General features: G+C 67.1%; 19 protein-coding genes. 12 read left to right on the forward strand and 7 right to left on the reverse strand.

What is annotated here, in order from left to right; genetic code table 11:
• The first annotated feature begins 17 nt into the window (after positions 1-17).
• A complete protein-coding gene (locus tag ACVN9Z_RS08200; protein WP_054448905.1) occupies positions 18-890 on the forward strand; it encodes a LysR family transcriptional regulator in 873 nt (290 codons plus the stop codon).
• A 17-nt stretch (positions 891-907) separates the two neighbouring features.
• Here ACVN9Z_RS08200 and ACVN9Z_RS08205 read toward each other — a convergent pair whose 3' ends face one another.
• Both ACVN9Z_RS08205 and ACVN9Z_RS08210 read right to left on the reverse strand, forming a co-directional pair.
• A complete protein-coding gene (locus ACVN9Z_RS08205; protein WP_006388075.1) occupies positions 908-1,549 on the reverse strand; it encodes an OmpW/AlkL family protein in 642 nt (213 codons plus the stop codon).
• Positions 1,550-1,677: 128 nt separating this feature from the next.
• The gene (locus tag ACVN9Z_RS08210; protein ID WP_006388076.1) at positions 1,678-2,595 is read right to left on the reverse strand and encodes a LysR family transcriptional regulator; all 918 of its coding nucleotides are present in this window, start codon (positions 2,593-2,595) and stop codon (positions 1,678-1,680) included.
• A 258-nt stretch (positions 2,596-2,853) separates the two neighbouring features.
• Between ACVN9Z_RS08210 and ACVN9Z_RS08215 the strand changes: the two genes are divergently transcribed.
• The 6 genes from ACVN9Z_RS08215 (at position 2,854) to ACVN9Z_RS08240 (ending at position 8,640) form a co-directional block, all read left to right on the forward strand.
• Complete coding sequence (locus ACVN9Z_RS08215) at positions 2,854-3,624, forward strand: 5-oxoprolinase subunit PxpA (RefSeq protein WP_006388077.1); 771 nt, start codon at positions 2,854-2,856, stop codon at positions 3,622-3,624.
• A 39-nt stretch (positions 3,625-3,663) separates the two neighbouring features.
• Positions 3,664-3,906, forward strand: coding sequence for an acetyl-CoA carboxylase (locus ACVN9Z_RS08220; RefSeq protein ID WP_024067431.1), 243 nt, complete (start codon positions 3,664-3,666; stop codon positions 3,904-3,906).
• Positions 3,907-3,909: 3 nt separating this feature from the next.
• Complete coding sequence (locus tag ACVN9Z_RS08225) at positions 3,910-5,298, forward strand: acetyl-CoA carboxylase biotin carboxylase subunit (protein WP_054448904.1); 1,389 nt, start codon at positions 3,910-3,912, stop codon at positions 5,296-5,298.
• A complete protein-coding gene (locus ACVN9Z_RS08230) occupies positions 5,295-6,170 on the forward strand; it encodes a 5-oxoprolinase subunit B family protein (protein ID WP_458213330.1) in 876 nt (291 codons plus the stop codon). The genes ACVN9Z_RS08225 and ACVN9Z_RS08230 overlap by 4 nt, the downstream gene beginning before the upstream one ends.
• The gene (locus tag ACVN9Z_RS08235; RefSeq protein ID WP_054440175.1) at positions 6,160-7,149 is read left to right on the forward strand and encodes a 5-oxoprolinase subunit C family protein; all 990 of its coding nucleotides are present in this window, start codon (positions 6,160-6,162) and stop codon (positions 7,147-7,149) included. The genes ACVN9Z_RS08230 and ACVN9Z_RS08235 overlap by 11 nt, the downstream gene beginning before the upstream one ends.
• A gap of 153 nt (positions 7,150-7,302) precedes the next feature.
• Positions 7,303-8,640 (forward strand): purine-cytosine permease family protein, encoded by a 1,338-nt coding sequence (locus ACVN9Z_RS08240; RefSeq protein ID WP_458213331.1) that lies wholly within the window; start codon positions 7,303-7,305, stop codon positions 8,638-8,640.
• 114 nt (positions 8,641-8,754) lie between these two features.
• Here ACVN9Z_RS08240 and ACVN9Z_RS08245 read toward each other — a convergent pair whose 3' ends face one another.
• The 3 genes from ACVN9Z_RS08245 to ACVN9Z_RS08255 all read right to left on the reverse strand — a co-directional run bounded on the left by ACVN9Z_RS08245 (position 8,755) and on the right by ACVN9Z_RS08255 (position 16,126).
• The gene (locus ACVN9Z_RS08245; RefSeq protein WP_024067435.1) at positions 8,755-10,221 is read right to left on the reverse strand and encodes a glutamate synthase subunit beta; all 1,467 of its coding nucleotides are present in this window, start codon (positions 10,219-10,221) and stop codon (positions 8,755-8,757) included.
• Positions 10,222-10,229: 8 nt separating this feature from the next.
• Positions 10,230-14,969, reverse strand: coding sequence for a glutamate synthase-related protein (locus ACVN9Z_RS08250; RefSeq protein WP_006388084.1), 4,740 nt, complete (start codon positions 14,967-14,969; stop codon positions 10,230-10,232).
• 353 nt (positions 14,970-15,322) lie between these two features.
• Positions 15,323-16,126: a hypothetical protein gene (locus ACVN9Z_RS08255; RefSeq protein WP_060720838.1), complete on the reverse strand. Its 804-nt coding sequence runs from the start codon at positions 16,124-16,126 to the stop codon at positions 15,323-15,325.
• Between the two features lie 235 nt (positions 16,127-16,361).
• Here ACVN9Z_RS08255 and fghA point away from each other — a divergent pair, with 235 nt between their 5' ends.
• From fghA to rpoH, 3 genes are all read left to right on the forward strand, one after another.
• On the forward strand, positions 16,362-17,225 hold the full coding sequence (gene fghA / locus ACVN9Z_RS08260; protein WP_173010665.1) for an S-formylglutathione hydrolase: 864 nt from the start codon (positions 16,362-16,364) through the stop codon (positions 17,223-17,225).
• Between the two features lie 96 nt (positions 17,226-17,321).
• Positions 17,322-18,011 (forward strand): hypothetical protein, encoded by a 690-nt coding sequence (locus ACVN9Z_RS08265; RefSeq protein WP_049052889.1) that lies wholly within the window; start codon positions 17,322-17,324, stop codon positions 18,009-18,011.
• Between the two features lie 208 nt (positions 18,012-18,219).
• Positions 18,220-19,104: an RNA polymerase sigma factor RpoH gene (gene rpoH / locus ACVN9Z_RS08270; RefSeq protein ID WP_006388088.1), complete on the forward strand. Its 885-nt coding sequence runs from the start codon at positions 18,220-18,222 to the stop codon at positions 19,102-19,104.
• A gap of 386 nt (positions 19,105-19,490) precedes the next feature.
• Here the strand turns inward: rpoH and ACVN9Z_RS08275 are convergent, their stop codons facing one another.
• On the reverse strand, positions 19,491-20,333 hold the full coding sequence (locus tag ACVN9Z_RS08275; protein ID WP_035183399.1) for a phosphodiesterase: 843 nt from the start codon (positions 20,331-20,333) through the stop codon (positions 19,491-19,493).
• 188 nt (positions 20,334-20,521) lie between these two features.
• Here ACVN9Z_RS08275 and ACVN9Z_RS08280 point away from each other — a divergent pair, with 188 nt between their 5' ends.
• Positions 20,522-23,293: a cation:proton antiporter gene (locus tag ACVN9Z_RS08280; protein WP_238912379.1), complete on the forward strand. Its 2,772-nt coding sequence runs from the start codon at positions 20,522-20,524 to the stop codon at positions 23,291-23,293.
• Between the two features lie 21 nt (positions 23,294-23,314).
• On the opposite strand, the gene ACVN9Z_RS08285 is transcribed toward ACVN9Z_RS08280, so the two are convergent.
• A complete protein-coding gene (locus ACVN9Z_RS08285; protein ID WP_054498169.1) occupies positions 23,315-24,121 on the reverse strand; it encodes an NUDIX hydrolase in 807 nt (268 codons plus the stop codon).
• A gap of 292 nt (positions 24,122-24,413) precedes the next feature.
• Here ACVN9Z_RS08285 and coxB point away from each other — a divergent pair, with 292 nt between their 5' ends.
• A complete protein-coding gene (coxB, locus tag ACVN9Z_RS08290; RefSeq protein WP_006388092.1) occupies positions 24,414-25,571 on the forward strand; it encodes a cytochrome c oxidase subunit II in 1,158 nt (385 codons plus the stop codon).
• Positions 25,572-25,641 lie beyond the last annotated feature (70 nt).

A 25,641-nucleotide genomic window follows, 5' to 3' on the forward strand; every position in this document is an offset into this window, starting at 1 on the left:
GAATATGAGTTCTTGAAATGAGAAACTTGGATCTCGACGCGCTGCAGATCTTCAAGGCGGTGGCGGACCATGGCGGCGTGGCGCGCGCGGCGGTCCACCTGAACCGGGTGCAGTCCAATGTCTCGACGCGCCTGAAGCAGCTGGAAGCCACGCTGGAGGCGCCGTTGTTCCGGCGCCAGAACCGCCGCCTGGTGCTGTCCGAGCAGGGACGCGTGCTGTTGTCGTATGCGGACCGGTTGCTGCGCCTGTCGGCCGAGGCCCAGGCGGCCGTGCGCGATGGCGCGCCGCAAGGCCTGCTGCGCATCGGCACCATGGAAAGCACGGCCGCGGCGCGGCTGCCGCCGATCCTGGCGGCGTATCACGCGGCCTGGCCGCAGGTGCGCATCGAACTGGTGACGGGCACGTCCGGCGCGCTGGCCGCCAAGGTGCGCAACTATGAGATCGAGGCCGCTTTCGTGGCGCAGCCTTTCGAGGCCCAGGGGCTGGCGCAGCAGCCGGCGTTCGACGAAGAGCTGGCGCTGATCTCGCCGCTGGCCTGGCCGGAAATCCACGGCCCCAAGGACGTCGGCGATCGCAGCGTCATTGCGTTCGCGGCGGGCTGTTCGTACCGCCGCATCCTGGAGGCCTGGTTCGGCCAGGAAGGCGTGGCCCCGGACAAGGTGATGGAATTCGCGTCGTACCACGCCATCGTCGCGTGCGTGGCCGCGGGGTCGGGCGTGGCGATCGTGCCGCGTTCGGTGCTGGCGCTGCTGGGGGCGGAGCCGTCGTTGCGCGTGACGCCGCTGTCCGGCAAGCATGGCCGGGCGCAGACGCGATTGGTCTGGCGCGCGGACGACGAAACGCCTGCATTGCAGGCGTTGCAGCAGCTACTGGCGCAGCGGCGCCAGTAGCCGGTGGCGCGGCAAGATCAGAAGCGGTAGCCGACGCCCAGCGTGGCGACCCAGGGATTGATGCGCGCGGTGCCGATGTGTTCGCCGTTCAGCTTCACCTTGGACTTGATGTCGATGTAGCGGATGTCGGCGTTCATGAACCAGCGTTCGCTGATCTTGATGTCCGCGCCCAGTTGCGCGGCCACGCCCCAGGAATCGCCCAGCTTCAGGTCGGAGCCCTTGAGCGCGCCTTCGGCCTTGGTGTCGAAGAACTTGGTGTAGTTGATGCCGACGCCGATGTAGGGCTGTACCATGCTGTCGGGCAGGATGTGCCATTGCAGGCTGAGCGTGGGCGGCAATTGCTTGCTGGAGCCGATCTTGCCCAGGCCGCTGCCGCGCACGTCGTGCTCGAAGGGCCAGGCGCCCAGCAGTTCGATGCCGATGTTGCGCGTGGCCATGTACGCCAGCGTGAAGCTGGGACGCACGTTGTTGTTGACGTCGAGCTTGACGCTGCCATCGAGCACGGAGCCGTTGTTGGACGAGGGGCGAACCTGCGTCGCGCCGACGCGGAACAGGATGTCGCCGGCTTCGTGGGCCTGCGCGGGGGCGGCAAGCATCAGGGTGGCGCCGCAGGCCGAGGCCAGGGCAAGAGCGCGGGTGCGCCGATACATCGCGAACATTTCCTCTCTCCGTGTATTGCGTGAATGTAGGCATTCAGGTTCGCAGAGGCGGGAAAAGCCGGTCTTGACGTGTATCAAGCCGCGACACGGCGCGTGGTTGCAGCGCCACAGTTACGCGTCAATCGGACTCAACGCAAGGTATCGGTGCCACGCGGCACCGCATAGGCGTGGCGGAAATAGTCGCGCACCGCGCGCATCGGACCCGTGATGTCCGCGCCCTTGCGCCACGCCAACCCCACGTTCATCGGCGGGATCGGATCCTTCAACTGGATGGTCTCGATGCGGCGCCCTTCCAGCGACCACGGGCGATAGACCATGTCCGACAGCACCGCCACGCCGCCGCCATTGGCCACCATGCTGCGCACCGCCTCCACCGACGAGGTGCGCAGGCGCACGTCGGGACGGAATGGCGTTTCGCTCCAGTAGCGCAGCGCGGTGTGCGCGGCCTCGTCGACCGTGAGCATGATGAACGGCTCGTGCGCCACGTCTTCCAGCGTGACGGTATCGCGCGCCAGCAGCGGATGACGCGCCGGCACCCACAGCCGCCGCGGCGAACCGAAGAAGTGTTCGACCGCCAATTCCGGGTTCACCACGTTCGAGGTCAGCAGCACCGCCATGTCGTAGCGGTGCGCGATCAGGCCTTCCTCGATGGCGTTGCGGTTGAGCTCGTGCAGCTGGATGTCCAGGTTGGGATAGAGCTGCGACAGGCGCTGCAGGTGGTAGGGCAGGAAGTAGCCGATCACGGTGTACGACGCCGCCAGCAGCAGGCGGCCGCTCTCTCGCCCGTCGGCGCTGGGCATGCGCAGCGCCTCGTCGACCGACGACAGGATGTTGTAGGCGTGGTTGAGAAAGCCGCGTCCGGTTTCGGTCAGCGCCACGCCGCTGGCGCTGCGCTGGAACAGCGGCGAGCCGACGATCTCTTCGAGTTCACGGATGGCGGTGGTGACCGCCGACTGCGAGATCGCCAACTGGATCGCCGCCTGCGAGATCTGTCCGAGTTCGGCGGCCGCGACGAAATATTTGAGCTGCCGGAGGGTGAGCGACATGGCGGCAATATCTGATTAATTGATAGTAAGCCACCAGAATATCTGTTTATCTGCGCCATCGGGGTGCGCGAAATCTCAGGGAAATCCCTGAAATTTCATGGGAATTCAGCAACCGTCCTGATTTGGTGCGCAATGCGGGGCATCAAAAATTCAGATAACCATTGATTCAAAAAAAGAACTTTTTATCCCTTGGACGCTTCGCTACTGTGCAGGCATTGCGCGGGCCACCGGCCCGGGAATGGAAGGAGATCCTGTTTCATGAGCAAGGCGACGATAGACCTGAACTCCGACATGGGCGAAGGCTTTGGTTCCTGGAAAATCGGCGATGACGTGGACGACGCCATCATGCCGCTGATCAGCTCGGCCAACATCGCCACCGGCTTTCATGCCGGCGACCCCAACATCATGAACCGCACCGTGGTCATGGCGCGCGAGCACGGCATCGGCATCGGCGCCCATCCCGGCTTTCGCGACCTGGTCGGCTTCGGCCGCCGCGACCTGAACGAGAACGCCGAGGGCCTGGTCAACGACATCGTCTACCAGGTCGGCGCGCTGCGCGAATTCGCCCGCCTCTATGGCCTGCGCCTGCAGCACGTCAAGCCGCATGGCGCGCTGTACATGCGCGCCGCGCGCGACGAAACCCTGTCGCGCCGGCTGGTGCAGACGTTGCGCGACCTGGAGCCGACGCTGATGCTGTACTGCATGGAGAACTCGCTGACCTGCAAGGTGGCGCGCGAGCTGGGCCTGCCGGTGGTGCGCGAGTTCTACGCCGACCGCGACTACGACGCCAGCGGCTCGATCGTGTTCACGCGCTACACCCAGGCGCTGGATCCGGAGCAGGTGGCCGACAAGGTGCTGCGGGCGTGTACCGACGGCAAGGTGCGCACCGTCGACGGCCGCGACATCCCGATCGGCTTCGATTCCGTCTGCATCCACAGCGATACGCCCGGCGCGCTCGGCCTGGTGCAGGCCACCCGCGCCCGCCTGGAGGCGCACGGCATCCGCATCGCGCCGCCGCAGTTGTCCTGATCCGCCCATCATTCCTATACATTCCAAGGAGAAAACCCCATGTCGCAGCAAGAGATCCAGAGCCCCCTGCCCGGCACCTTCTACCGCCGTCCCAGTCCTGATGCGGCGCCGTTCGTCGAAGTGGGCGCCACCATCCAGCCCGGCGACGTGGTCGGCATCGTCGAGGTGATGAAGCAGTTCAACCAGATCGAGGCCGAGGTCGGCGGCGTGGTCGCCGAGATCCTGGTGGCCGATGGCGACCCGGTCGAACCCGGCCAGGCCCTGCTGCGGATCGAGGGCTGAGGCATGGGCGTGCATTCCTTCTACCGGCCGCGCCGCATCCACACCCTGCTGGTCGCCAACCGCGGCGAGATCGCGCTGCGCGTGATCCGCGCCGCGCGCGAGCTGGGCATGCGCACGGTGGCGGTCTACAGCGACGCCGATCGCGACGCCCTGGCGGTGCGCCTGGCGGACTCGGCGGTGCATATCGGTCCGGCCCACGCCACCCGCAGCTATCTCAATGCCGACGCCCTGTTGGCGGCGGCGCGCGACAGCGGCGCCGACGCGATCCATCCCGGCTATGGCTTCCTGGCCGAGAACGCCGACTTCTCGCAGGCCGTGACCGACGCCGGCCTGGTGTTCGTCGGACCCGACGCCCACACCATCCGCAGCATGGGCGACAAGGCCGCGGCGCGCGCCTGCGCCAAGGCGGCGGGCGTGCCCACCGTGCCGGGCAGCGAGGGCGTGGTCGGGTCGCTGGACGAGGCCCTGAGCCACGCGGCGCAGATCGGCTATCCGTTGATGATCAAGGCGTCCGCCGGCGGCGGCGGCCGTGGCATCCGCGTGGCGGCCGACGAAGCGCAGTTGCGCGAGGCCATCCCGATGGCGCAGGCCGAGGCGCGCGCCGCATTCGGCGACGGCGGCGTCTACCTGGAACGCTACCTGCCGCGCGCCCGCCATATCGAGGTGCAGGTATTGGGCGACGGCGAACGCGCGGTGCATTTGTTCGAGCGCGAGTGCTCGCTGCAGCGCCGCCGCCAGAAGGTGTTCGAGGAAGCGCCGTCACCGGCGCTGAGCCCCGCGCTACGCCAGGCGCTGTGCGAATCCGCGCTGCGCCTGACCGAATCGGTGGGCTATCGCGGCGCCGGCACCCTGGAATACCTGTACGACGAGACCCGCGGCGAGTTCTACTTCATCGAGATGAACACGCGCATCCAGGTCGAACATCCGATCACCGAGGCGATCACCGGCATCGACCTGGTGCGCGAGATGCTGCGCATCGCCGACGGCGAACCGCTGCGCTTGAAGCAATCCGACATCGTCATGCGCGGCGCCGCGATCGAGTGCCGCCTGAACGCCGAAGATCCGGCGCGCAACTTCGCGCCCGGTCCCGGCACCGTGTCGCACGTGCGCTGGCCGGCCGGGCCAGGCGTGCGCATCGACTCGATGGTGTATGCCGGCAGCGTGGTGCCGCCCTACTACGATTCGCTGCTGGCCAAGCTGATCGTGTGGGACGAGGGCCGCGACGCCGCGCTGGCGCGCATGGCGCGCGCGCTGGACGAAACCGAATTCGAAGGCGTGCCGTCGACGCTGGCCCTGCATCGCGCCCTGGTGGCCGATGCGGGCGTGCTGGCGGGCGACTATCACACCAACTATCTGGAAAGCTGGATGCAGCAGCGGGAGGGAACCCAATGACGGTGCGCTACACCCATGGCGGCGATGAATTCATCTTCGCCGAGATCAGCGAATCGATGTCGCTGGCCGCGTTCTTCAAGGGCATGGCGATCACGCGCGCGCTGCGCGAACGCGCCGTGCCCGGCGTCACCGAGATCTGCCCGGCCAACGCCTCGTACCAGATCCGCTACGACCCCGAGCTGGTCGCGCCCGAATCCATGCTGGCCATCCTGCGCGAGATCGAGGCCGGCATCGACCTGGACAACCTGCGGCTCGACACCCGCGTCATCGAGGTGCCGGTGCTCTACAACGATCCCTGGACCCACGAGACGCTGATGCGCTTTCGCGAGCGCCACCAGGACCCGGAATCGACCGACCTGGAATACGCCGCGCGCATCAACGGCTTTGCCGATACCGATGCATTCATCGCCGCGCATTCCAGCGCGCCGTGGTTCGTGTCGATGGTCGGCTTCGTGGCCGGGCTGCCGTTCATGTTCCAGATGGTCGAGCGCGAACGCCAGCTCGAAGTGCCCAAGTACCTGCGGCCGCGCACCGACACGCCCAGGCACACGGTGGGACATGGCGGTTGCTTCGCCTGCATCTATTCCGTGCGCGGCGCGGGCGGCTACCAGATGTTCGGCGTGACGCCCGCGCCGATCTTCGAGCCCGCGCAGCGCCAGGCGCACCTGCGCGACTCGATGGTGTTCTTCCGTCCCGGGGACATCGTCAAGTTCAAGCCGATCAGCCGCGCCGAGTACGACGCCGCGGTGGCCGAGGTCGAGGCCGGCACCTTCCAGCTCGACATCCGTCCCGTGTCGTTCTCGCTGTCCGAATTCATGGCGGCGCCCGAACAGTACAACGCCCGCCTTCTGGAGACGCTCCATGTCGCATGACGAACCGCTCATCGAAGTGATCAAGCCCGGGCTGGCGACGTCGGTCCAGGATCGTGGCCGCCAGGGCTACTACCATCTGGGCATTCCGCCTTCGGGCGCGTTGGACCAGTACGCGCTGGCCGCGGCCAACCTGCTGGTGGGCAACCCCGAGGACGCGGCGGTGCTGGAATGCACGCTGATGGGGCCCGAACTGCGCTTTACGCGCGCGGCGGTGATCGCCGTCACCGGCGCCGCCATGACGCCGAAGATCGATGGCCAGGCGCAGGCCTGCAACACCGCGCTGGCGGTGCCGGCCGGCGCCAGGCTGTCGTTTGATTTCGTGCAGGCCGGCGCGCGCGCCTGCCTGGCGATCGCCGGTGGCATCGACGTGCCCGAGGTGCTGGGCAGCCGCTCGACCTACACGCTGGGCGCCATCGGCGGTTTCGAGGGCCGCCGCCTGCAGGCCGGCGACCGCCTGCGCGTGGGCGCGCCGCGCCCCGGGACGCGGGTCGGCCGCGCGCTACCGGCGGCGCTCGCCGGTGAGTGTCCCAAGGCACAGGTGCTGCGCGTGGTGCCGGGCCTGTACGACCATCGCCTGATGCCGGAATCGGCCGCCTCGTTCTACGAGGACGCCTGGAGCGTGACCTCGGAGGCCGACCGCATCGGCTACCGCTACAAGAAAGGCCGCGCCCTGAAGTTCCAGCCGCGCGAGCAACCGTTCGGCGCGGGCGCCGATCCGTCCAACATCGTCGACGCCTGCTACCCGATCGGATCGATCCAGGTGCCGGCCGGGGTCGAGCCCATCATCCTGCACCGCGACGCCGTGTCCGGCGGCGGCTACGCCATGATCGGCACCGTGATCAGCGCCGACCTCGACAAGGTCGGCCAGATGCAGCCCAACCAGCAGGCCCGCTTCGAGCGGGTCACGCTGGAGACGGCCTTGCAGGCCCGCAAGGACTACCGCGCCCGCCTCGAGCGGCTGCGCGCCGCCCTGGGCTGATCCGCGCCGCGCTTTCCCCTTGATTGCTGCTTTCCTTCCGGCCCGTTCCGACGGGCCGGACGGGCGCGCTCGCGCCTGTGCATTCGAGTTTCACACGCTGCACGCCGTACCCGTCCGCATTCCGCGGTTCTTCAGCACGTCAGGAGAGCCTCCATGGCCAACCTTGCTTCCAGCTCCACGTCCTCCGACCGGGACACTTCCCTCGCCACCGTGGCCGATGCCGATCGCATGGGCCGATTCCCGCTCACCATGGCCTGGTGGGCCGTGTGCAGCGCAATTTTCTACATCGTGGTCGGCGCCACGCTGGCGCTCAACTACGGCGCCCGCAACGCCATCATCGGCATGGTGCTGTCGGTGATTTCCTATGGCCTGATCAACGCCGTGATCTCGCGCTACGCCATCCGCACCGGCCAATCGGTGGCGCTGTTCTCGCGCGCGGTGTTCGGCACCTCGGGCGCGGCGCTGGCCACCCTGATCTTCTTCGCCACCGCCATCTACTACGCCGTGTTCGAGGGCTCGGTGATGGCGGTCGCCGCGCACCACATGTTCCCGTCCGTGCCCTATTGGGCCTTCGCGCTGCTGGTGGTCGTCTACAGCGTGCTGCTGATCTTCGGCAGCGTGCAGCGCTGGCTCGACAAGTTCAACGGCGTGCTGTTGCCGTTCTACCTGGGCGGCCTGCTGCTGGCCGTGGCGCTGGCCACGCGCGAATACGGCTACAGCGACGCCTGGCTGGCGTTCGGCCCGGGCGGCGGGCCGGTGGCGGGCGGCTGGTGGGATGCCTATGTGTACTACATGGGCGTCTGGATCCTGATGATGTTCACCTTCGACTACGCGCGCTTCGGCCGCCGCGAGGACGCGCGCTACCACGGCCGCTACAACTTCGGCATGCCGTTCTACCTGGTCACCTTCCTGCTCAACGGCGTGGCCGGCATCTACCTGGTTGCGATCATTCCCGGCGACGGCGCCTTGAGCGAGGTGTCGGTGGTGCTGGCGCTGCTCAAGCTGATGGGCCTGGGCGGCCTGTTCTTCGTGTGGGTGACGCAGACCCGCATCAACACCGCCAACTACTACCTGGCCACCATCAACATGCAGGCCTTCTTCGCGCGCTTCGGCCTGGGCCGCTGGCCGAAGGCGGCATGGGCGGTGTTGGTGGGCCTGGTGTCGTACGCGCTGATGCTGTTCGACGTGTTCGCCTATCTGCTGCAGGCGCTGGCCTACCAGGGCATCTTCGTGGTGGCGTGGGTCGCGGTGGCGCTGGTGCACATCCTGGCGGTGGGCGAGACCGCGCCGGCGCCGGGCGGCGGCAGCGCCTACAACCGGCGCGGGCTGGGCGCCTGGTTCGCGGGCGCGGCCAGCGGGCTGGTGCTGATGCACATGAGCGGCCTGGCCGCGAGCTTCGCCGCGCCGGCCAGTTTCGTGGTGGCGGCCGCGGCCTACTGGCTGGGGCAGGCGGCGGTATCGGGCCCGCGCATGCAGCGCGGCGGTGCCTAGGGCGTACCGCGTTCAAAGGCGCGAGGCACCGGGTCGTCGGCGACCCGGCGCGACAAAAAGCAAAACGGCCGGCTCCCGCAAGGAAGCCGGCCGTTGCCGTCTGGCGGGCGCCGGTCAGCGCGGCAGTTCGGAACTGCCCATCAGGTAGGCATCGACCGAGCGGGCGCACTGGCGGCCTTCGCGGATGGCCCAGACCACCAGCGACTGGCCGCGGCGCATGTCGCCGGCGGTGAAGACCTTTTCAACGTTGGTGCGGTAGTCGTCGGTGTTGGCGCGCACGTTGCCGCGCGCGTCGCGGTCCACGCCGAAGGCGTCCAGCACGGTCTGCACCGGTGACACGAAGCCCATGGCCAGCAGCACCAGGTCGGCCTTGATCTCGAATTCCGAGCCTTCGACCTCGCGCATTTTCATCTGGCCCGTCGACTCGTCCTTGAACCACTCGACACGCGAGCCGACCAGCTTCTCGACCTTGCCGTTGCTGCCCTTGAGCAGCTTGGTGGTCACCGACCAGTCGCGTTGGCAGCCTTCCTCGTGCGAGGACGAGGTGCGCATCTTCAGCGGCCAGTAGGGCCAGGTCATGGCCTTGTTCTCGGATTCGGGCGGCTGCGGCAGCAGCTCGAACTGCGTGACCGAGGCGGCGCCGTGGCGGTTGCTGGTGCCCACGCAGTCGGAACCGGTGTCGCCGCCGCCGATCACCACCACGTGCTTGCCCTTGGCCAGCGTCTGGTTGGTCAGGCGGTCGCCGGCCACGGCCTTGTTCTGCTGGCGCAGGAAGTCCATGGCGAAGTACACGCCCGACAGCTCGCGGCCCGGCACCGGCAGGTCGCGCGGGGTTTCCGAGCCGCCGCTCATCACCACGGCGTCGAATTCGGCCAGCAGCGATTCCGGCGTGCGCACGGTCAGGCCGTCGGCCACCGGGTCGGACGGGTTGCCGATGTAGGTCGAGGGCGCGAACTCCACGCCTTCGGCTTCCATCTGGGAAATGCGGCGGTCGATTTGGTGCTTTTCCAGCTTGAAGTCGGGAATGCCGTAGCGCAGCAGGCCGCCGATGCGGTCGCTCTTCTCGAACAGCGTGACCGAGTGGCCGGCGCGCGCCAACTGCTGCGAGCAGGCCAGGCCGGCCGGGCCGGAGCCCACCACGGCGACCTTCTTGCCGGTCTTGCGCGCCGGCACTTGCGGCGCGACCCAGCCCTCGGCCCAACCCTTGTCGATGATGGCGTGCTCGATGGACTTGATGCCCACGGCGTCGCTGTTGATGTTCAAGGTACAGGCGGCCTCGCACGGCGCCGGGCAGATGCGGCCGGTGAATTCCGGGAAGTTGTTGGTGGAATGCAGCACATCCAGCGCGCGGCGCCAGTCCTGCTTGTACACCAGGTCATTCCAGTCGGGGATGATGTTGTTGACCGGGCACCCGTTGTTGCAGAACGGGATGCCGCAGTCCATGCAGCGCGCCGCCTGCTGCTTGGCCTGGTCGTCGGTCAGGTGCAGCACGAATTCGCGCCAGTTCTTCAGCCGCTTCTGCGGGGCCTCGGAGGCCTCCTGCAGGCGCTGGTATTCCATAAAGCCGGTAATCTTTCCCATGGTATCCCTCACGCAGCCAGTTGTTGCGGGTTGGCTGCACGCCACATTTCACCCAATGCGCGGCGGTAGTCCGTCGGCATGACCTTTACGAATTTGCCGCGCGAGGCTTCCCAGTCGCCCAGGATCTCGCGGGCGCGGAAGCTGCCGGTGTAGCGGAAGTGGTCTTCCACCAGGCGGCGCAGGATGGCTTCATCCGTTTCGCGTTCGCCGCCGCGCTGCGCGCTGTGCCAGACGTCGATGTTGTTCTGGGCCTGCTGCTCGGCATGCGGCAGCACGGCTTCCAGTTCGACCATCGACAGGTTGGCGCGATGCTTGAGCGTGCGCTCCGGATCCCACACGTACGCCACGCCGCCCGACATGCCGGCGGCGAAGTTGCGGCCGGTGGCGCCCAGCACCACCACGGTGCCGCCCGTCATGTATTCGCAGCCGTGGTCGCCGGTGCCTTCCACGACCGTGGCGGCGCCCGAGTTGCGCACCGCGAAGCGTTCGCCGGCCACGCCGTTGAAGAAGGCTTCGCCGGCCAGCGCGCCGTACAGGACGGTGTTGCCGGCGATGATGTGGTCGGGGCCGAAGCCGCGGAAGTCATTGGGCGAGCGCACGATGATGCGACCGCCCGACAGGCCCTTGCCGACATAGTCGTTGCCTTCGCCCACCAGGTCCATGGTGATGCCATGGGCCAGGAACGCGCCGAAGCTCTGGCCGGCGGTGCCGTTGCACTGGATGTGGATGGTGTCGTCCGGGAGACCGTCGTGGCCGTAGCGCGCCGCCACCGCGCCGGACAGCATGGCGCCGATGGTGCGGTTGCGGTTGCGCACCGGCACGATGAACGAGACCTTCTCGCCGCGCTCCAGCGCGGGCTTGCTGCGCTCGATCAGCTGGTGGTCCAGCGCGCCGGCCAGGCCGTGGTCCTGCTCTTCGGTCTGGCGCACGTCGGCGTCGGATTGGGTCTGGTGGAACACGCGGGCGAAGTCCAGGCCCTGCGCCTTCCAGTGCTCGACACCCGAGCGCATGTCCAGCAGGTCGGCGCGGCCGATCAGGTCGTCGAACTTGCGGATGCCCAGCTGGGCCATGATCTCGCGCACTTCCTCGGCGATGAAGAAGAAGAAGTTGACGACGTGCTCGGGCTTGCCCTGGAACTTCTTGCGCAGCTCCGGATCCTGCGTGGCCACGCCCACCGGGCAGGTGTTCAGGTGGCACTTGCGCATCATGATGCAGCCTTCCACGACCAGCGGGGCCGTGGCGAAGCCGAATTCGTCGGCGCCCAGCAGCGCGCCGATGACGACGTCGCGGCCGGTCTTCATCTGGCCGTCGGCCTGCACGCGGATGCGGCTGCGCAGGCGGTTCAGCACCAGCGTCTGCTGGGTTTCGGCCAGGCCGAGTTCCCACGGCGTGCCGACGTGCTTGATGGACGACACCGGCGAGGCGCCCGTGCCGCCGTCATGGCCGGCGATCACGACGTGGTCGGCCTTGGCCTTGGCCACGCCGGCGGCGACCGTGCCGACGCCGACTTCCGACACCAGCTTGACCGAGATCGAGGCCTTGGTGTTGACGTTCTTCAGGTCGTGGATCAGCTGCGCCAGGTCCTCGATCGAGTAGATGTCGTGGTGCGGCGGCGGCGAGATCAGGCCCACGCCCGGCACCGAGTAGCGCAGCTTGGCGATGTACTCGGACACCTTGTGGCCGGGCAGCTGGCCGCCTTCGCCGGGCTTGGCGCCCTGCGCCATCTTGATCTGGATCTGGTCGGCCGATGACAGGTACTCGGCGGTGACGCCGAAGCGGCCGGAGGCGACCTGCTTGATCTTCGAGCGCAGCGAATCGCCCTTCTTGAGCGCGACGTCGGCTTCGATGCGGTCGGAGCCGAGCAGCGAGGCCAGCGTGTCGCCGTCCTTGATGGTGCTCTTGCCCTGGCGCATTTCGGCGCGATAGCGCAGCTCGTCCTCGCCGCCTTCGCCGGTGTTGGACTTGCCGCCGATGCGGTTCATGGCCACGGCCAGCACCGAGTGGGCCTCGGTGGAGATCGAGCCGAGCGACATGGCGCCGGTGGCGAAGCGCTTGACGATTTCCTTGGCCGGCTCGACGTCATCGAGCGGAATGGCGCGCGACGGGTCGAAGCGGAACTCGAACAGGCCGCGCAGCGTCATGTGGCGGCGGCTCTGGTCGTTGATGATCTGCGCGTATTCCTTGTACGTGCGGTAGTTGTTGGCGCGCGAGGCGTGCTGCAGCTTGGCGATGGAATCGGGCGTCCACATGTGCTCTTCGCCGCGCACGCGATAGGCGTACTCGCCGCCCGCGTCGAGGTCGTTGGCCAGGACCGGATCGGTGCTGAACGCGGCCCGGTGCTGGCGCAGCGCCTCTTCGGCCACCTGGAAGATGCCGATGCCTTCGATGTTGGAGGCGGTGCCGGTGAAGTACTTGTTCACCAGGCTGCTCTGCAGGCCCACGGCTTCGAAGATCTGGGCGCCGGTGTAGGACATGTAGGTGGAGATGCCCATCTTGGACATCACCTTGTTCAGGCCCTTGCCGATTGCCTTGATGAAGTTCTTGACGGCCTTTTCCGGGTCGCTCATCTTGCCCAGCGATTCCAGCGCCAGGTAGGGATGGATGGCTTCGGCGCCGTAGCCGCCCAGCAGCGCGAAGTGATGCACTTCGCGGGCCGAGCCGGTTTCCACCACCAGGCCGGTGTTGGTGCGCAGGCCGGCGCGGATCAGGTGCTGGTGCACCGCCGAGGTGGCCAGCAGGGCGGGGATGGCCACGCGTTCGCTGTCGACCAGGCGGTCCGACACGATCAGGATGTTGTAGCCGCTCTGCACCGCGTCCACGGCGCGCGCGCACAGCGCGGCCACGCGGGCTTCGATGCCCTCGGGACCCCAGGCGGCCGGGTAGGTGATGTCCAGCTCGAAGCTGCGGAACTTCTTGCCGGTGACCTGCTCGATGTCGCGGATCTGCGCCATGGCGGCGAAGTCCAGCACCGGCTGCGACACTTCCAGGCGCAGCGGCGGATTGACGTTGTTGATGTCCAGCAGATTGGGCTTGGGGCCGATGAACGACACCAGCGACATCACCATCTGCTCGCGGATCGGGTCGATCGGCGGGTTGGTGACCTGGGCGAACAGCTGGCGGAAATAGTTGTAGAACGGCTTGGCGCGGTCGGACAGCACGGCCAGCGGGGCGTCGTTGCCCATCGAGCCGATCACTTCCTCGCCGGTCGAGGCCATGGGCTCGAGGATGAACTTGTAGTCTTCCTGGGTCCAGCCGAAGGCCTGCTGGCGATCCAGCAGCGACACCGACGATTGCGCCGGCACGCCGGCCTGGCGCGGGGCCGGCAGCGATTCCAGCTTGATCTGCAGCCGCTCGATCCACTGGCGGTACGGACGGCTGTTGGCCAGTTGCAGCTTGATCTCGGCGTCGTCGATGATGCGACCTTGCTCCAGGTCGATCAGGAACATCTTGCCCGGCTGCAGGCGCCACTTCTTGATGATGCGGTTTTCCGGGATCGACAGGGTGCCGGCTTCCGAGGCCAGGATGACCATATCGTCGTCGGTCACCAGGTAGCGCGCCGGGCGCAGGCCGTTGCGGTCGAGCGTGGCGCCGATCTGGCGGCCGTCGGTGAAGGCGACCGCGGCGGGGCCGTCCCACGGCTCCATCATGGCGGCGTGGTACTCATAGAAAGCGCGGCGGCTTTCGTCCATCTGCGTGTGCTGTTCCCAGGCTTCCGGGATCATCATCATCATGGCGTGGGCCAGCGAGTAGCCCGAGTTCACCAGCAGTTCCAGGCAGTTGTCGAACGTGGCGGTGTCCGACTGGCCTTCGTAGACGATGGGGTAGAGCTTTTTCAGGTCGTCGCCCAGCACGGCCGACTGCATCATGCCTTCGCGGGCGCGCAGCCAGTTGAAGTTGCCCTTGACCGTGTTGATTTCGCCGTTGTGGGCGATCATGCGGTAGGGGTGGGCCAGCGGCCAGGCGGGGAAGGTGTTGGTCGAGAAGCGTTGGTGCACCAGCGCCAGCGCCGACACGGTGCGCGGGTCGGCCAGGTCGCGGTAGTAGCGGCCGACCTGGTCGGCCAGCAGCAGGCCCTTGTAGACCACGGTGCGCACCGAGGCCGAGGGCACGAAATATTCCTTGCCATGCGCCAGGTGCATGTTCTGGATGGCGTGGCTGGCGGTCTTGCGGATCACGTACAGCTTGCGTTCCAGCGCGTCGGGCACCATCACGTCGGCGCCGCGGCCGATGAACAGCTGGCGGATCACGGGTTCGCAGTCGCGCACGGTGGGCGACATCGGCATGTCGACGTCCACGGGCACGTTGCGCCAGCCCAGCACGACCTGGCCTTCGGCGCGCACCGAGCGCTCCAGTTCCTGTTCGCAGGCTAGGCGCGAGGCGGTTTCCTTGGGCAGGAACACCATGGCCACGCCGTATTCGCCGGGCGGCGGCAGGGTGATGCCATGCTGGGCGAACTCGTCGCGGTAGAGCGTGTCGGGAATCTGGATCAGGATGCCGGCGCCGTCGCCCATCAGCTTGTCCGCGCCCACCGCGCCGCGGTGATCGAGGTTCTCCAGGATCTTCAGGCCCTGCTGGATGATGGCGTGGCTTTTCTTGCCCTTGATGTGCGCCACGAAGCCCACGCCACAGGCGTCATGTTCGTTCTTGGGGTGGTACAGGCCCTGGGCGGGCGGCAGACCGATGCGGCTGGCATCGATCGGGGTCGCCTTGGGGGTGGGACAGGAATCGTTCGGGGTGGTGTGGGGCATGGCGCGCTCCGCAGTAAAGACTGCGTTCCAATGTTGCAGTGCAGGAACGGACAATACCCCCGCGCGTAGTAGGGTGCAATAAGAATATAAGGGGAGCGACCCCAATTAAAATGATGCACCGTCGTAGAGCATTAATATGGTGACGCATCAACAGGCGCGTCAGACAAGGCTTCCCAGGGTGCACCTTTCGCAAGGGGGGACGCCAGGGTGGATTACCCCTTGTTTCCGCGATGGTACGTCCCTGTTTATTGTGATGTTTTTTGGCCGCGTACCGACCGGTGGCGAGCAAGCGCAGGCCGCCGTCGGTCGGTGCGTCCCGAAACGGCCATGAAAAAGCGCCCGAAGGCGCTGTGTCAGGAAGTGGAACCGCCGCCGTTGCCGGAACCCGGTCCGTGGCCGGTGGGAGCCGGCGGCGAGGCCGGTGGCGTGGACGCGGCCGGGTCGGCATCGACGGCGGCCGGCGCGGCCGGCTTCTTGCGCGGGCGTCCGCGCTGGCCTGGCGCCACGCGGCGGCTGGCGGTATGCGCCAGGCTGGCGATGAAACTCGGGCCGCCCAGCGCCCATTGGCCGGAGACCGCCTGGTCGATGCGCTGGGTTTCCTCGCGCGACAGGCCGTCCTGCAGACGTTTGCGGTAATTGGCCTGGCGGTCGAACGGCGTGTTGCCGCAGGCCCAGTAGTCGGCATGATCGGACTGCCACTGCGCCGGGGCGGCGGTGGTGTTGCCGGTGTGGCTGGAAGCCGACGACCACGGCCAGGAATCGGGATCTTGCGAGGCGCCGCTGCGCACCGGATAGGTTTCCAGCCACACCAGCGCCGGCAGCACCCAGGCGCCGGGCTCGAGCAGGGCCGAGCGGTAGCGGCCGGCGAACACCCGGCCGCCGCGCAGGCGCGCGGCCAGGTTGCGGCCCAGCGTCTGCATCAGGCGCGGCAGGCCTTCCTCGTCGGCGGGCGTGGCCAGCAGCAGGATGCGATCGTTGGCAAGCAGCCAGCCGTGCACCGACACACGATGACGCTGGGCGGATTCGCCCAGCCACGCGGCAAGCTGGTTGAGGATATCGGCCGGGGCGGGCTGGGACGGCGCCGCCAATGGCTGAATGAAGTTGGCCTGCACCAGTTGGGGCAGCCCAGGGGCGTACAGACGGGGCAGACGGGCCATAGTGTCAGGGCTTGCGCTTCCAGAAGAACGGGTTGTCTTCTCTCACGTATATAAATAGTGCCACGGTGGTCGCTGGTCAAGTCCCGCGATCACAATATGGGCACGGAATCGATACTTTTTGTGGGAAGGACTCCGTGTTTCGGGCAGGTTAACATTCGGCGACGGATCGTCGTACCGTGGATATACCCTAATCCCGCCCGAATTTTGTTCAGCCTCAGACCCGGAGACCGCTGCCATGCCCGCCGCCCTGGAACTCATTTCCCAGCATCGCTGTTTTGGCGGTTCGCAGCGCTATTACCGCCATGAGTCGGCCGAGATCGGCCTGCCGATGCGTTTTTCCGTCTTCGTCCCGCCCCAGGCCGAGCAGGGGCCGGTGCCGGTGCTGTTCTACCTGGCCGGCCTGACCTGCACCGAGGAAACCTTCATGATCAAGGCCGGCGCCCAGCGCCTGGCCGCCGAGCTGGGCGTGATGCTGGTGGCACCGGATACCAGCCCGCGGGGCGCCAACGTGCCCGGCGAGGACGAAAGCTGGGACCTGGGCACCGGCGCCGGCTTCTATCTGGACGCCACCACCGGCCCCTGGCGCGCCCATTACCGCATGGACAGCTACGTGACGCGTGAATTGCACGCCATCGTCACCAGCGCGCTGCCCGGCGACGCCGCGCGCGTCGGCATCTTCGGGCACTCGATGGGCGGCCATGGCGCCCTGGTGCTGGCGCTGCGCAACCCTGGTCAGTTCCGTTCGGTCTCGGCCTTTGCCCCGATCGCGGCGCCCAGCCTGTGCCCCTGGGGCAAGAAGGCGTTCGGCGCCTACCTGGGCGAGAATCCCGACGACTGGGCCGCCTACGATGCCTCGGCGCTGATGCGCGGCTTGCGCCAGCCGTTTCCCGCGGGCATCCTGATCGATCAGGGCACGGCCGACCAGTTCCTGGCCGAGCAGTTGTATCCCGAGGTATTCGAGGCCGCCTGCGCCACCGCCGGGCAGCTGCTGGAACTGCGCCGCCAGGAAGGTTACGACCACGGCTATTACTTCATCTCCACGTTCATCGAGGATCACATCCGGTTTCACGTCGAGCGGCTTGGAAAACCGGCGGCCTGACGCCCCGCTTCTATACTGGGCGGCCTGCCGAGACAGGCCCGGGGCGCCCGGCATCCGACGCCCGGCCGCGGCGCTCTATGCATAGGATCGCCTGATTTGATCAACGGAATCGCTCCCTTCGTCTGGATCCTGCTGGCCGCGGTGGTCCTTTTCCTGCCGGGCATGGCGATGCTGCTGGGCCGGGGCGGTCCGCGCGATGAGCGCGGCCGGCGCGCCTTCCAGTTCCGGCCCGTGCGCCGCCTGTTTGGCCTGATGCTGCTGTTGCTGGGTGGCGTCTCGGGGCTGCTGGCCCTGTCGCTGGTGCAGTTCTTCCGCCTGACCACCGACGAGCCGGTGGCGCGCATCGAGGTGCGCCAGCAGGCCGAGGGCCAGTTCCAGGTCAGCGCCACCGCGCCGGGCGTGGGCGCCAAGCGGTATGTGCTCTATGGCGACCAGTGGCAGATCGACGCCCGCGTGGTGCGCTGGAAACTGCCGGCGCTGATGGCTGGCCTGCCGCCGTTGTATCGCCTGGAACGCCTGTCCGGCCGATATAGCGATGCGGCGCGCGAGGCCTCGGCCACCCGCTCGGTCCACGCCCTGGACGACTGGCCTGCGCCGGACCTGGGTTCGCTCAAGCAGAGCTTTCCGAACTGGTTTCCCTTCGTTGATGTCCAATTCGGCAGCGCGGCCTACATGCCGTTGTTCGACGGCGCGACCTACCAGGTCTACATGGATCCGCGCGGCGCCTTGTTCGTGCGGCCGGACGGCGAGGCCACCGCCGCCGGCTTGAAGCGCCTGGGCTGGTAGGCGTCCGGCCCGCCGGTCGCGACGCGCGCCCCGGCCCCCATGACACAAAGCCGGCCGCCGCCGGGGGCAAGACAGGCAAATTAAAATTGGGGACGCCCTATAAAAGGGAAACTTTGACGCGCCGCAATAGTCGAATTAGCACTCCCTTTACTAGAGTGCTAACATCGAATCCATGTCTTTACCCCTTTGCATTCCGGAGACCGCCGCAATGAAGCAACCCAGTACCTCGTTGGCCACGTCCGGCAACGCCCTGGCGTTGGCCATCGCCAATCCGGGCGCACTCGGCACGATCGATGCCTACATCTCGGCCGTGAACCGCCTGCCGGTCCTGTCGGCCGAACGCGAAACCGAACTCGGCCGCCGCCTGCGCGACAGCGAAGACCTGGGCGCCGCGCGCGAGCTGGTGCTGTCGCACCTGCGCCTGGTGGTGTCGGTGGCGCGCCAGTACCTGGGTTATGGCTTGCCCCATGCCGACCTGATCCAGGAAGGCAATGTCGGCCTGATGAAGGCCGTCAAGCGTTTCGACCCCGAGCGCGGCGTGCGCCTGGTGTCGTTCGCCGTGCACTGGATCAAGGCCGAGATCCACGAATACATCATCCGCAACTGGCGCCTGGTAAAGGTGGCCACCACCAAGGCCCAGCGCAAGCTGTTCTTCAACCTGCGCAGCATGCGCCCGGACGGACAGACGCTGGATCCCGAGCAGGTCGATCACATCGCCCGCGAACTGAACGTGCGCCGCGAAGACGTCAGCGAAATGGAAGTGCGCCTGTCGGGCCGCGACATGTCGCTCGAGAACCAGGACGACGATGACGACAGCTACGCGCCCATCGCCTACCTGTCCGACGAGGGCCGCCAGGAGCCGACCCGCGTGCTGGAACGCGCCGCCCGCGACCAGTTGCAGAGCTCGGGGCTGTCCAGCGCGCTGGAAGCGCTGGATCCGCGTTCGCGTCGCATCGTCGAAGCCCGCTGGCTGCAGGACGACGGCGGCGCCACGTTGCACGAACTGGCGCAGGAATTCGGCGTGTCGGCCGAACGCATCCGCCAGATCGAGGCCGCGGCGTTGAAGAAGATGCGCGGCAACCTGGCTGCCTGATTGCTGCCTGCTTCCCGCCGTACCCATGCAAAGGGCCGCGATTCGCGGCCCTTTTGCTTTGCGTCGACGGTCGTGCGCGCCGGCGGGAGGGGGACGCCGCGGCGATGGTCGCGGCGCACCAATAAATTGATACAAATTCGCTGCGAAATAACGGGCGATTTCAGAAACTTAATGAAGCTCGCCCCGCCTAACTTCACGTAGACCGCGAACTTTGGTTGGCAGTCTTGTCATCCGTCTCGGCTTCTCCTCTTTCCCCTCCCCTATGAGACGGATGCTTGCGGGGCACCACGCATATGGTGCCCCGTTTTTTATTGCGCGCGCCAAACGCGTGACGTAGCAGGCGGCCGCGCTGCCAAAGCGTTGTGGGGTTGTCAGGCCGCCGGCTCTCAGGCCGCCCGCGCGCTGTCCGGACCGGGCTGGGCGCCCGTGTGCCACAGCGCGTCCTGCACGCGCCGCACGCCGGTGGCCATGGAGCCGTCCTGGTAGAGTTTGATCCAGCGGTAGCCGGGCGCGAGGTTGTCGACCACGTGCTTGCCATCGCGGATGCTGAACTGGAAGCAGGTGGAAGGCGTGGCCAGCATGCGCAGGTTGTGGCGGCGGCGGTCGAACTCGTGATGCACGTGGCCCCACAGCAGTACCCGCACCTGCGGCCAGCGCGTCAGCAACTTGAACAGCGCCTGGGGATTGTCGATCATCATCGAGTCGTGCCAGTGGTTGTCGATCTGCATCGGGTTGTGGTGCATGGCCAGCAGTGTGTGGCGCCCGGGCGCCTCGGCCAGCGCGGCCTCCAGCAGATCCAGTTGGCTGTCGGGCAGGTGGCCGGCGTTCGAGCCCGGCACGGTGGTGTCCAGCGAGATCACGCGCCATGCGCCGACGTCGGTCACCGGCGTCGACCATTCGGGCAGTTCCTGGCGCAGCGCGGATGGCAGGTCGTGGTTGCCGGGCAGGCAACGGATGCGGGCGCCGTCCAGCGCCGGGGCGGCGCCGAGCATGGCGGCCAGGCGTCGATAGGCGGCGGGCTCGCCGTCCTGGGACAAATCGCCGGTGGCCAGCAGCAGGTCGGGGCGTTTGCCGTCGGCCTCGATCTGCCGCAGCACGGCGCGCAGGCTGGCGTCGGTATTGACGCCAAGCATCACGGTTTCCGGCTCGCCGAAAAGATGGCAATCCGTCAATTGGACCAGCATGGCGGGCGCGTCATTGCGCCGTGCCAGGGAGTGGACGCGTACCAAGTACGGCTCCTGCGAAGTTTCTGCACGGCTCCTACCTTACCGAAAAAACACGCCCGGGCGCGTATCGCCCGCGCCGGCCAGGGTAACGAAACGTGCGGCCGAACGATCTGTTCGCCGGAATCGACAGGAAAACCCGCTATTCTTGTGAAACTTCTCACAAGCTTCACGATCGGAACGCGGCGCTATCCATGGATGTAGGTTTTCTCGTATTCGGCCTGGCCGGGCTGTTGACCCTGGTGTGCTTCATGCCGCCGCTGGCCGGGCGCCTCAAGCTGCCCTATTCGGTGCTGCTGGCAATCGTCGGCTGCCTGCTGGGCATCATCGTGCACGTCCATGGCTGGGCGCCGAGCTGGATCGGCGACTTCCTGGATTCGCTGGAACGCTTCGAGATTTCCTCCGAGACTTTCCTGATGGTGTTCCTGCCGGTGCTGCTGTTCGAGACCGCCCTGTCGATGAACGTGCGGCGCCTGATGGACGATATCGGCCCGATCCTGATGATGGCGATCGTGGCGGTGGTGGTGTGTACCGTGGTGGTGGGCGTGACGCTGGACGCGATCTCGCCCTATGGCCTGGTGGTGTGCCTGCTGCTGGGGGCCATCGTGGCGACCACCGATCCGGTGGCGGTGGTGGGCATCTTCCGCGAAGTGGGCGCGCCCAAGCGCCTGACCACGCTGGTGGAAGGCGAAAGCCTGTTCAACGACGCCGCGTCCATTGCCTTGTACTCGGTGCTGCTGGCCGTGCTGGGCGGGCACGGCGAGCTGACCGCCAGCGGCATCTTCAATGACTTCATCGTGCACTTCATCGGCGGCGGCATCGCCGGTTTCGCCATGGGGCGCCTGGCCTGTTTCCTGTTTGCCTGGCTGCGCGGCTTTCCCACGGCCGAGATCACGCTGACGCTGACGCTGGCCTACCTGTCCTTCTTCATCTCCGAACATTACCTGAACGTGTCGGGCGTGGTCGCCACGGTGATCGCCGGGCTGGTGGTGGGGTCGACCGGTCGCACCCGCATGTCGCCGACGACCTTCGAATACCTGTCGAGCGCGTGGGAACAATTCGGCTTCTGGGCCAATTCCCTCATCTTCCTGTTCGCCGCCATGCTGATTCCCAAGCTGATGGCGGCGGCCGACTGGCAGGAACTGGTGCTGGTGGCGGTGGTGTTCGTGGCGACGCTGGTGGCGCGGGCCATCGTGGTGTTCGGCCTGCTGCCGTTGCTGGGGCTGACCAAACTGGGCACCAAGGTCAGCAATCCCTACAAGGTGGTGATGCTGTGGGGCGGACTGCGCGGCGCGGTGTCGCTGGCCCTGGCCCTGGCCGTGACCGAGCAGACCGGCGTGCCCGAGGAGGCGCGCCAGTTCATCGCCGTGGCCACCACCGGTTTCGTGCTGTTGACGCTGTTCGTCAACGGCATCAGCCTGCGGCCGCTGATCCGCATGCTGGGGCTGAACCAGCTGTCGCCGGTCGAGCGCACCATCCGCAACCAGGCGCTGGCGGTGGCGTTGGAGGACCTGCAGGGCAAGACCGACGAGGTTGCCAAGACCGAGCATATCGGCACGGAAGTGCGCGACCGCATCCGCGCCGTGTTCGACGCCAGCCTGACCAGCGTGCACGACGGCCAGGTCAGCCAGATGAGCGACGAGCAGCGGGTGGCGGTGGGCCTGGCGATCGTGGCGCAGCGCGAGGAGGAAATGTTCTTCGATATCCTCAAGGCGCAGATCGTCGACTGGCGCATGGCCGAAACGCTGCTGGCGCGGGCCGAACGGCTGGAGGACGCGATCCGCATGGGCGGGGTGCCGGGCTTCGAGCGCGCCATCATCGCCGACGTGCGCTATTCCACCGGTTTCCGGCTGGCCCTGCGGCTGCACTACCTGTTCGGCTTCCAGGGCTGGCTGGCGCGCGAGCTGGGCCAGCGTTTCGCCAATCTCATGAGCAAGCGGTCGGTGGCGCAGCGGCTGATCGTGTTCGCGCGCGAGCAGATTACGCCGCTGCTGGGCGAGACCGCCACGCAGCGCATCGTGGCGCTGCACCAGCGCCGCCTGGACCTGATAGAGAACGCCATGCAGGCGCTGAACCTGCAATACCCGTCGTACGCGCAATGGCTGCAGGAAAGCTATCTGGGCCGGGTGGCGCGCGAACTGGAACGGATCCGCTATCGCGACATGCTGGAGCAGTTCCTGATCAGCGGCGAGGTCTATGCCGACCTGATGGCGCAATTGAAGAGCCGCTGGGCGCACATCGATACGCACCCGCCGCTGGACATCGAAATGAGCGCGGCCGACCTGATCAAGCGCGTGCCGTTGTTCGAGGGGCTGTCGGCCGATTCGCTGCGCGCGATCAGCAAGCTGCTCAAGCCGCGCCTGTCGCTGCCCGACCAGCGGGTGCTGACCAAGGGCCGGCATGGCGAGGAGATGTGCTTCGTGGCGTCGGGGGCGGTGGCGGTGCACCTGCCGGACAACACCATGATCGAACTGGGCAGCGGCGAGTTCTTCGGCGAACTTGGCCTGCTGGGTGAGCAGCAGATCGCGCCCGAGGTGACGTCACTGGGCTACAGCAAGCTGCTGATGCTGTCGTCGCGCGATTTCCATGCCCTGCTGGCGCGCGACGAGCACCTGCGCGAACGCATCCAGGTGGTGGCCAAGCAGCGCCTGCGCGCCATCGAGGTCTGGAAGCAGTTCTCGCAGGCCAACGCGACGGTGGCTCCCGCGCCCGCGCAGGCGCCCGTGCCTTCGCCGGCCCAGGCCGCGGCGGCCGCCGAAGCTGCCGGGGTGGCTGCCGGCGACGAACTCGACGCGCGCGCGGTGCAGGCGCTGCGGGCGGCCGAGCCGGGCGCGCCGGCCGCGCCCACGGCTACGCCGGTGGCGCCGCAACAGGTGGAGACGCGCCGGGTCGAAAACCCGCCGGTCGAAACGGATGAAATCCAGGCGCGTGAATCGGGCGCGGCGCCGGGCGGCGCCAGCGCCTGACCCCCGGCCCGCGTCGCCGGCTCAGATCTCGCCGGCGGCGCGGCGCTGCATGATGTCTTCGATGATCACCAGCGCGGCTTCCAACGTGAATTCGCCCTCCGCCACGCGGCGGACCACCGTGTCGACGTCGGCCGCGGCAATCTCCATCACTTCTCCGTCACGGTTGGCGGGCCTGGCGTCGGCCGCCAGCACACAGGTGCTGGTGAGCACGTCCTCGACCTGGTAGCCCTCGGGCAGGCGGCGGTGGATGCGCAGGATGGTGCGTAGCGGCGAGCGCCGCGTCAGGTCGGGCGCGTCCAGCCCGGCTTCTTCGCCGCATTCGCGCAGCAGCGCCGATTCCAGCGGTTCGCCGCTGCCGGCCAGGCCGCCGACCAGGGTGTCCCACATGCCGGGGTCGGTGGACTTGCTGAGCGCGCGGCGGGCGATCCAGATGCGGCCGTCCGGGGTCCAGGCGTTCAGGTGCACCGCCTTGGTCAACAGACCCAGCGGCCGCACCGCCGCGCGTTCGATCACGCCCAGCGCAATGTCGCCGTCCAGGACGTCGAGCAATTCATCGCGCCAGCCCCTCAGGCAGTTGGCTTGGCGCAACAGTTGCGCGGTCTGTTCGAGCACGCCATCGAGCGCCGGGCCGGGGGGCAACGCCGCGCCGATGCGCAGCGCGTCGGTATCCACGTCGATGTGCGCGGCTCCCTGGAGGGCGTCGCAGGCGGCATGCGTGGCCCAGCCGCAGCGTCGTCCCGCTATATAGAGAGCGTGCGCGCCCGCGGGAGCGGGCTCCTGGGCGCGAGCGCGCAAGGCGGCATACAGATCGGACAGCTGCTTGGGCATTGGGAGGCCGTTGTGATGGGACTGCGGGGATTTTATGCCACCCGGTTTATCCGGCGCGTCAAGGGGGCGCGGGCAGATGGGGGCGGGCCGCATGAATTCAAGGGCACAAACTTACATCTGTTTGCGCGTCCGCTATAATCCGCCAGTTTCTTTGTGATTTCGAGTGGGAATGCGGGGGCCGCTCTATCTCCCCCTGCCTAGCCCTGCCATCTAATAATTGCGCGTAGTCCTGTTGCAGTGACATCCGTGCCACTAGGCGACAAGGGCCTTCGCGCCGTGTTTCGAGGTAAGCATGAAGAAGTGGAGAGGGATACTGGGCGCTTGTGCGCTGCTGATTGGCAGCGCGGCCATCGCTCAGGTGCAAGACATGCCCGGCGGCCCGAAGGTCAATCAGCTGAACCTGCATGAAGGCGTCACACAGATCACGCGTGATGTCATGTGGCTGCACTGGCTGCTGCTCACGATCTGTATTGTGATTTTCGTGGGCGTCTTCGGAGTGATGTTCTACTCCATCTGGGCGCACCGGAAATCCCGCGGACACAAGGCCGCGACCTTCCACGAACACCTCGGCGTGGAAGTGGCCTGGACGGTCATCCCCTTCATCATCGTCATCGCCATGGCGCTGCCGGCCACCAAGACGGTCGTGGCCATGAAAGACACTTCCAGCGCCGACCTGACCATCAAGGTCACCGGCTATCAATGGAAGTGGGGCTACGAGTATCTCGACGGCCCCGCCGCCGGCGTCAAATTCCTCTCCACCCTGTCGACCCCGCGCGCCCAGATCGAAGGCCGCGAGGCCAAGGGCCAGTTCTACCTGATGGAAACGGACAACCACATGGTGGTGCCCGTGGACAAGAAGGTACGCGTCGTCCTGACCGCCGCCGACGTCATCCACTCGTGGATGATTCCCGACTTCGGCGTCAAGCAGGATGCGATCCCCGGTTTCCTGCGCGACGCCTGGTTCCGCGCCGAAAAACCCGGTATCTACCGTGGCCAGTGCGCCGAATTGTGCGGCAAGGACCACGCCTTCATGCCCATCGTCGTGGAAGTCCTGGCGCAAGCGGACTACGATAAGTGGGTTGAAGACCAAAAGAAGAAGATGGCGGCAAACGCCGACGATCCCAATAAAGAGTGGACGGAAGCCGAACTGGTTGCCCGTGGCGAGAAGGTCTTCGCCGCCAATTGCGTGGCCTGTCACCAGGCCAACGGCAAGGGCATCCCGGGCAGCTTCCCGGCCCTCGATGGAGACAAGGTTGTTCTGGGCCCGAAAGCGGAACAGATCAACACCGTGCTCAAGGGCAAGCCGAACACCGCCATGGCGGCATTCGGCCCGCAGCTCAATGATGTCGAGATCGCCGCGGTCATCAGCTATACGCGCCATGCCTGGAGCAACGCCGGCAAGGGGCAGGACCCGACAGTGATGCCGAAGGATGTCGCGGCCGCGCGTTGATCGCGCCCCGCTTTCCCATCGCAGAGCTGGTTCCGTTTAGTCAGAGATACCCTGCCGGTTCCGTGGAACG

Source organism: Achromobacter sp. KK8 (assembly GCF_054188005.1).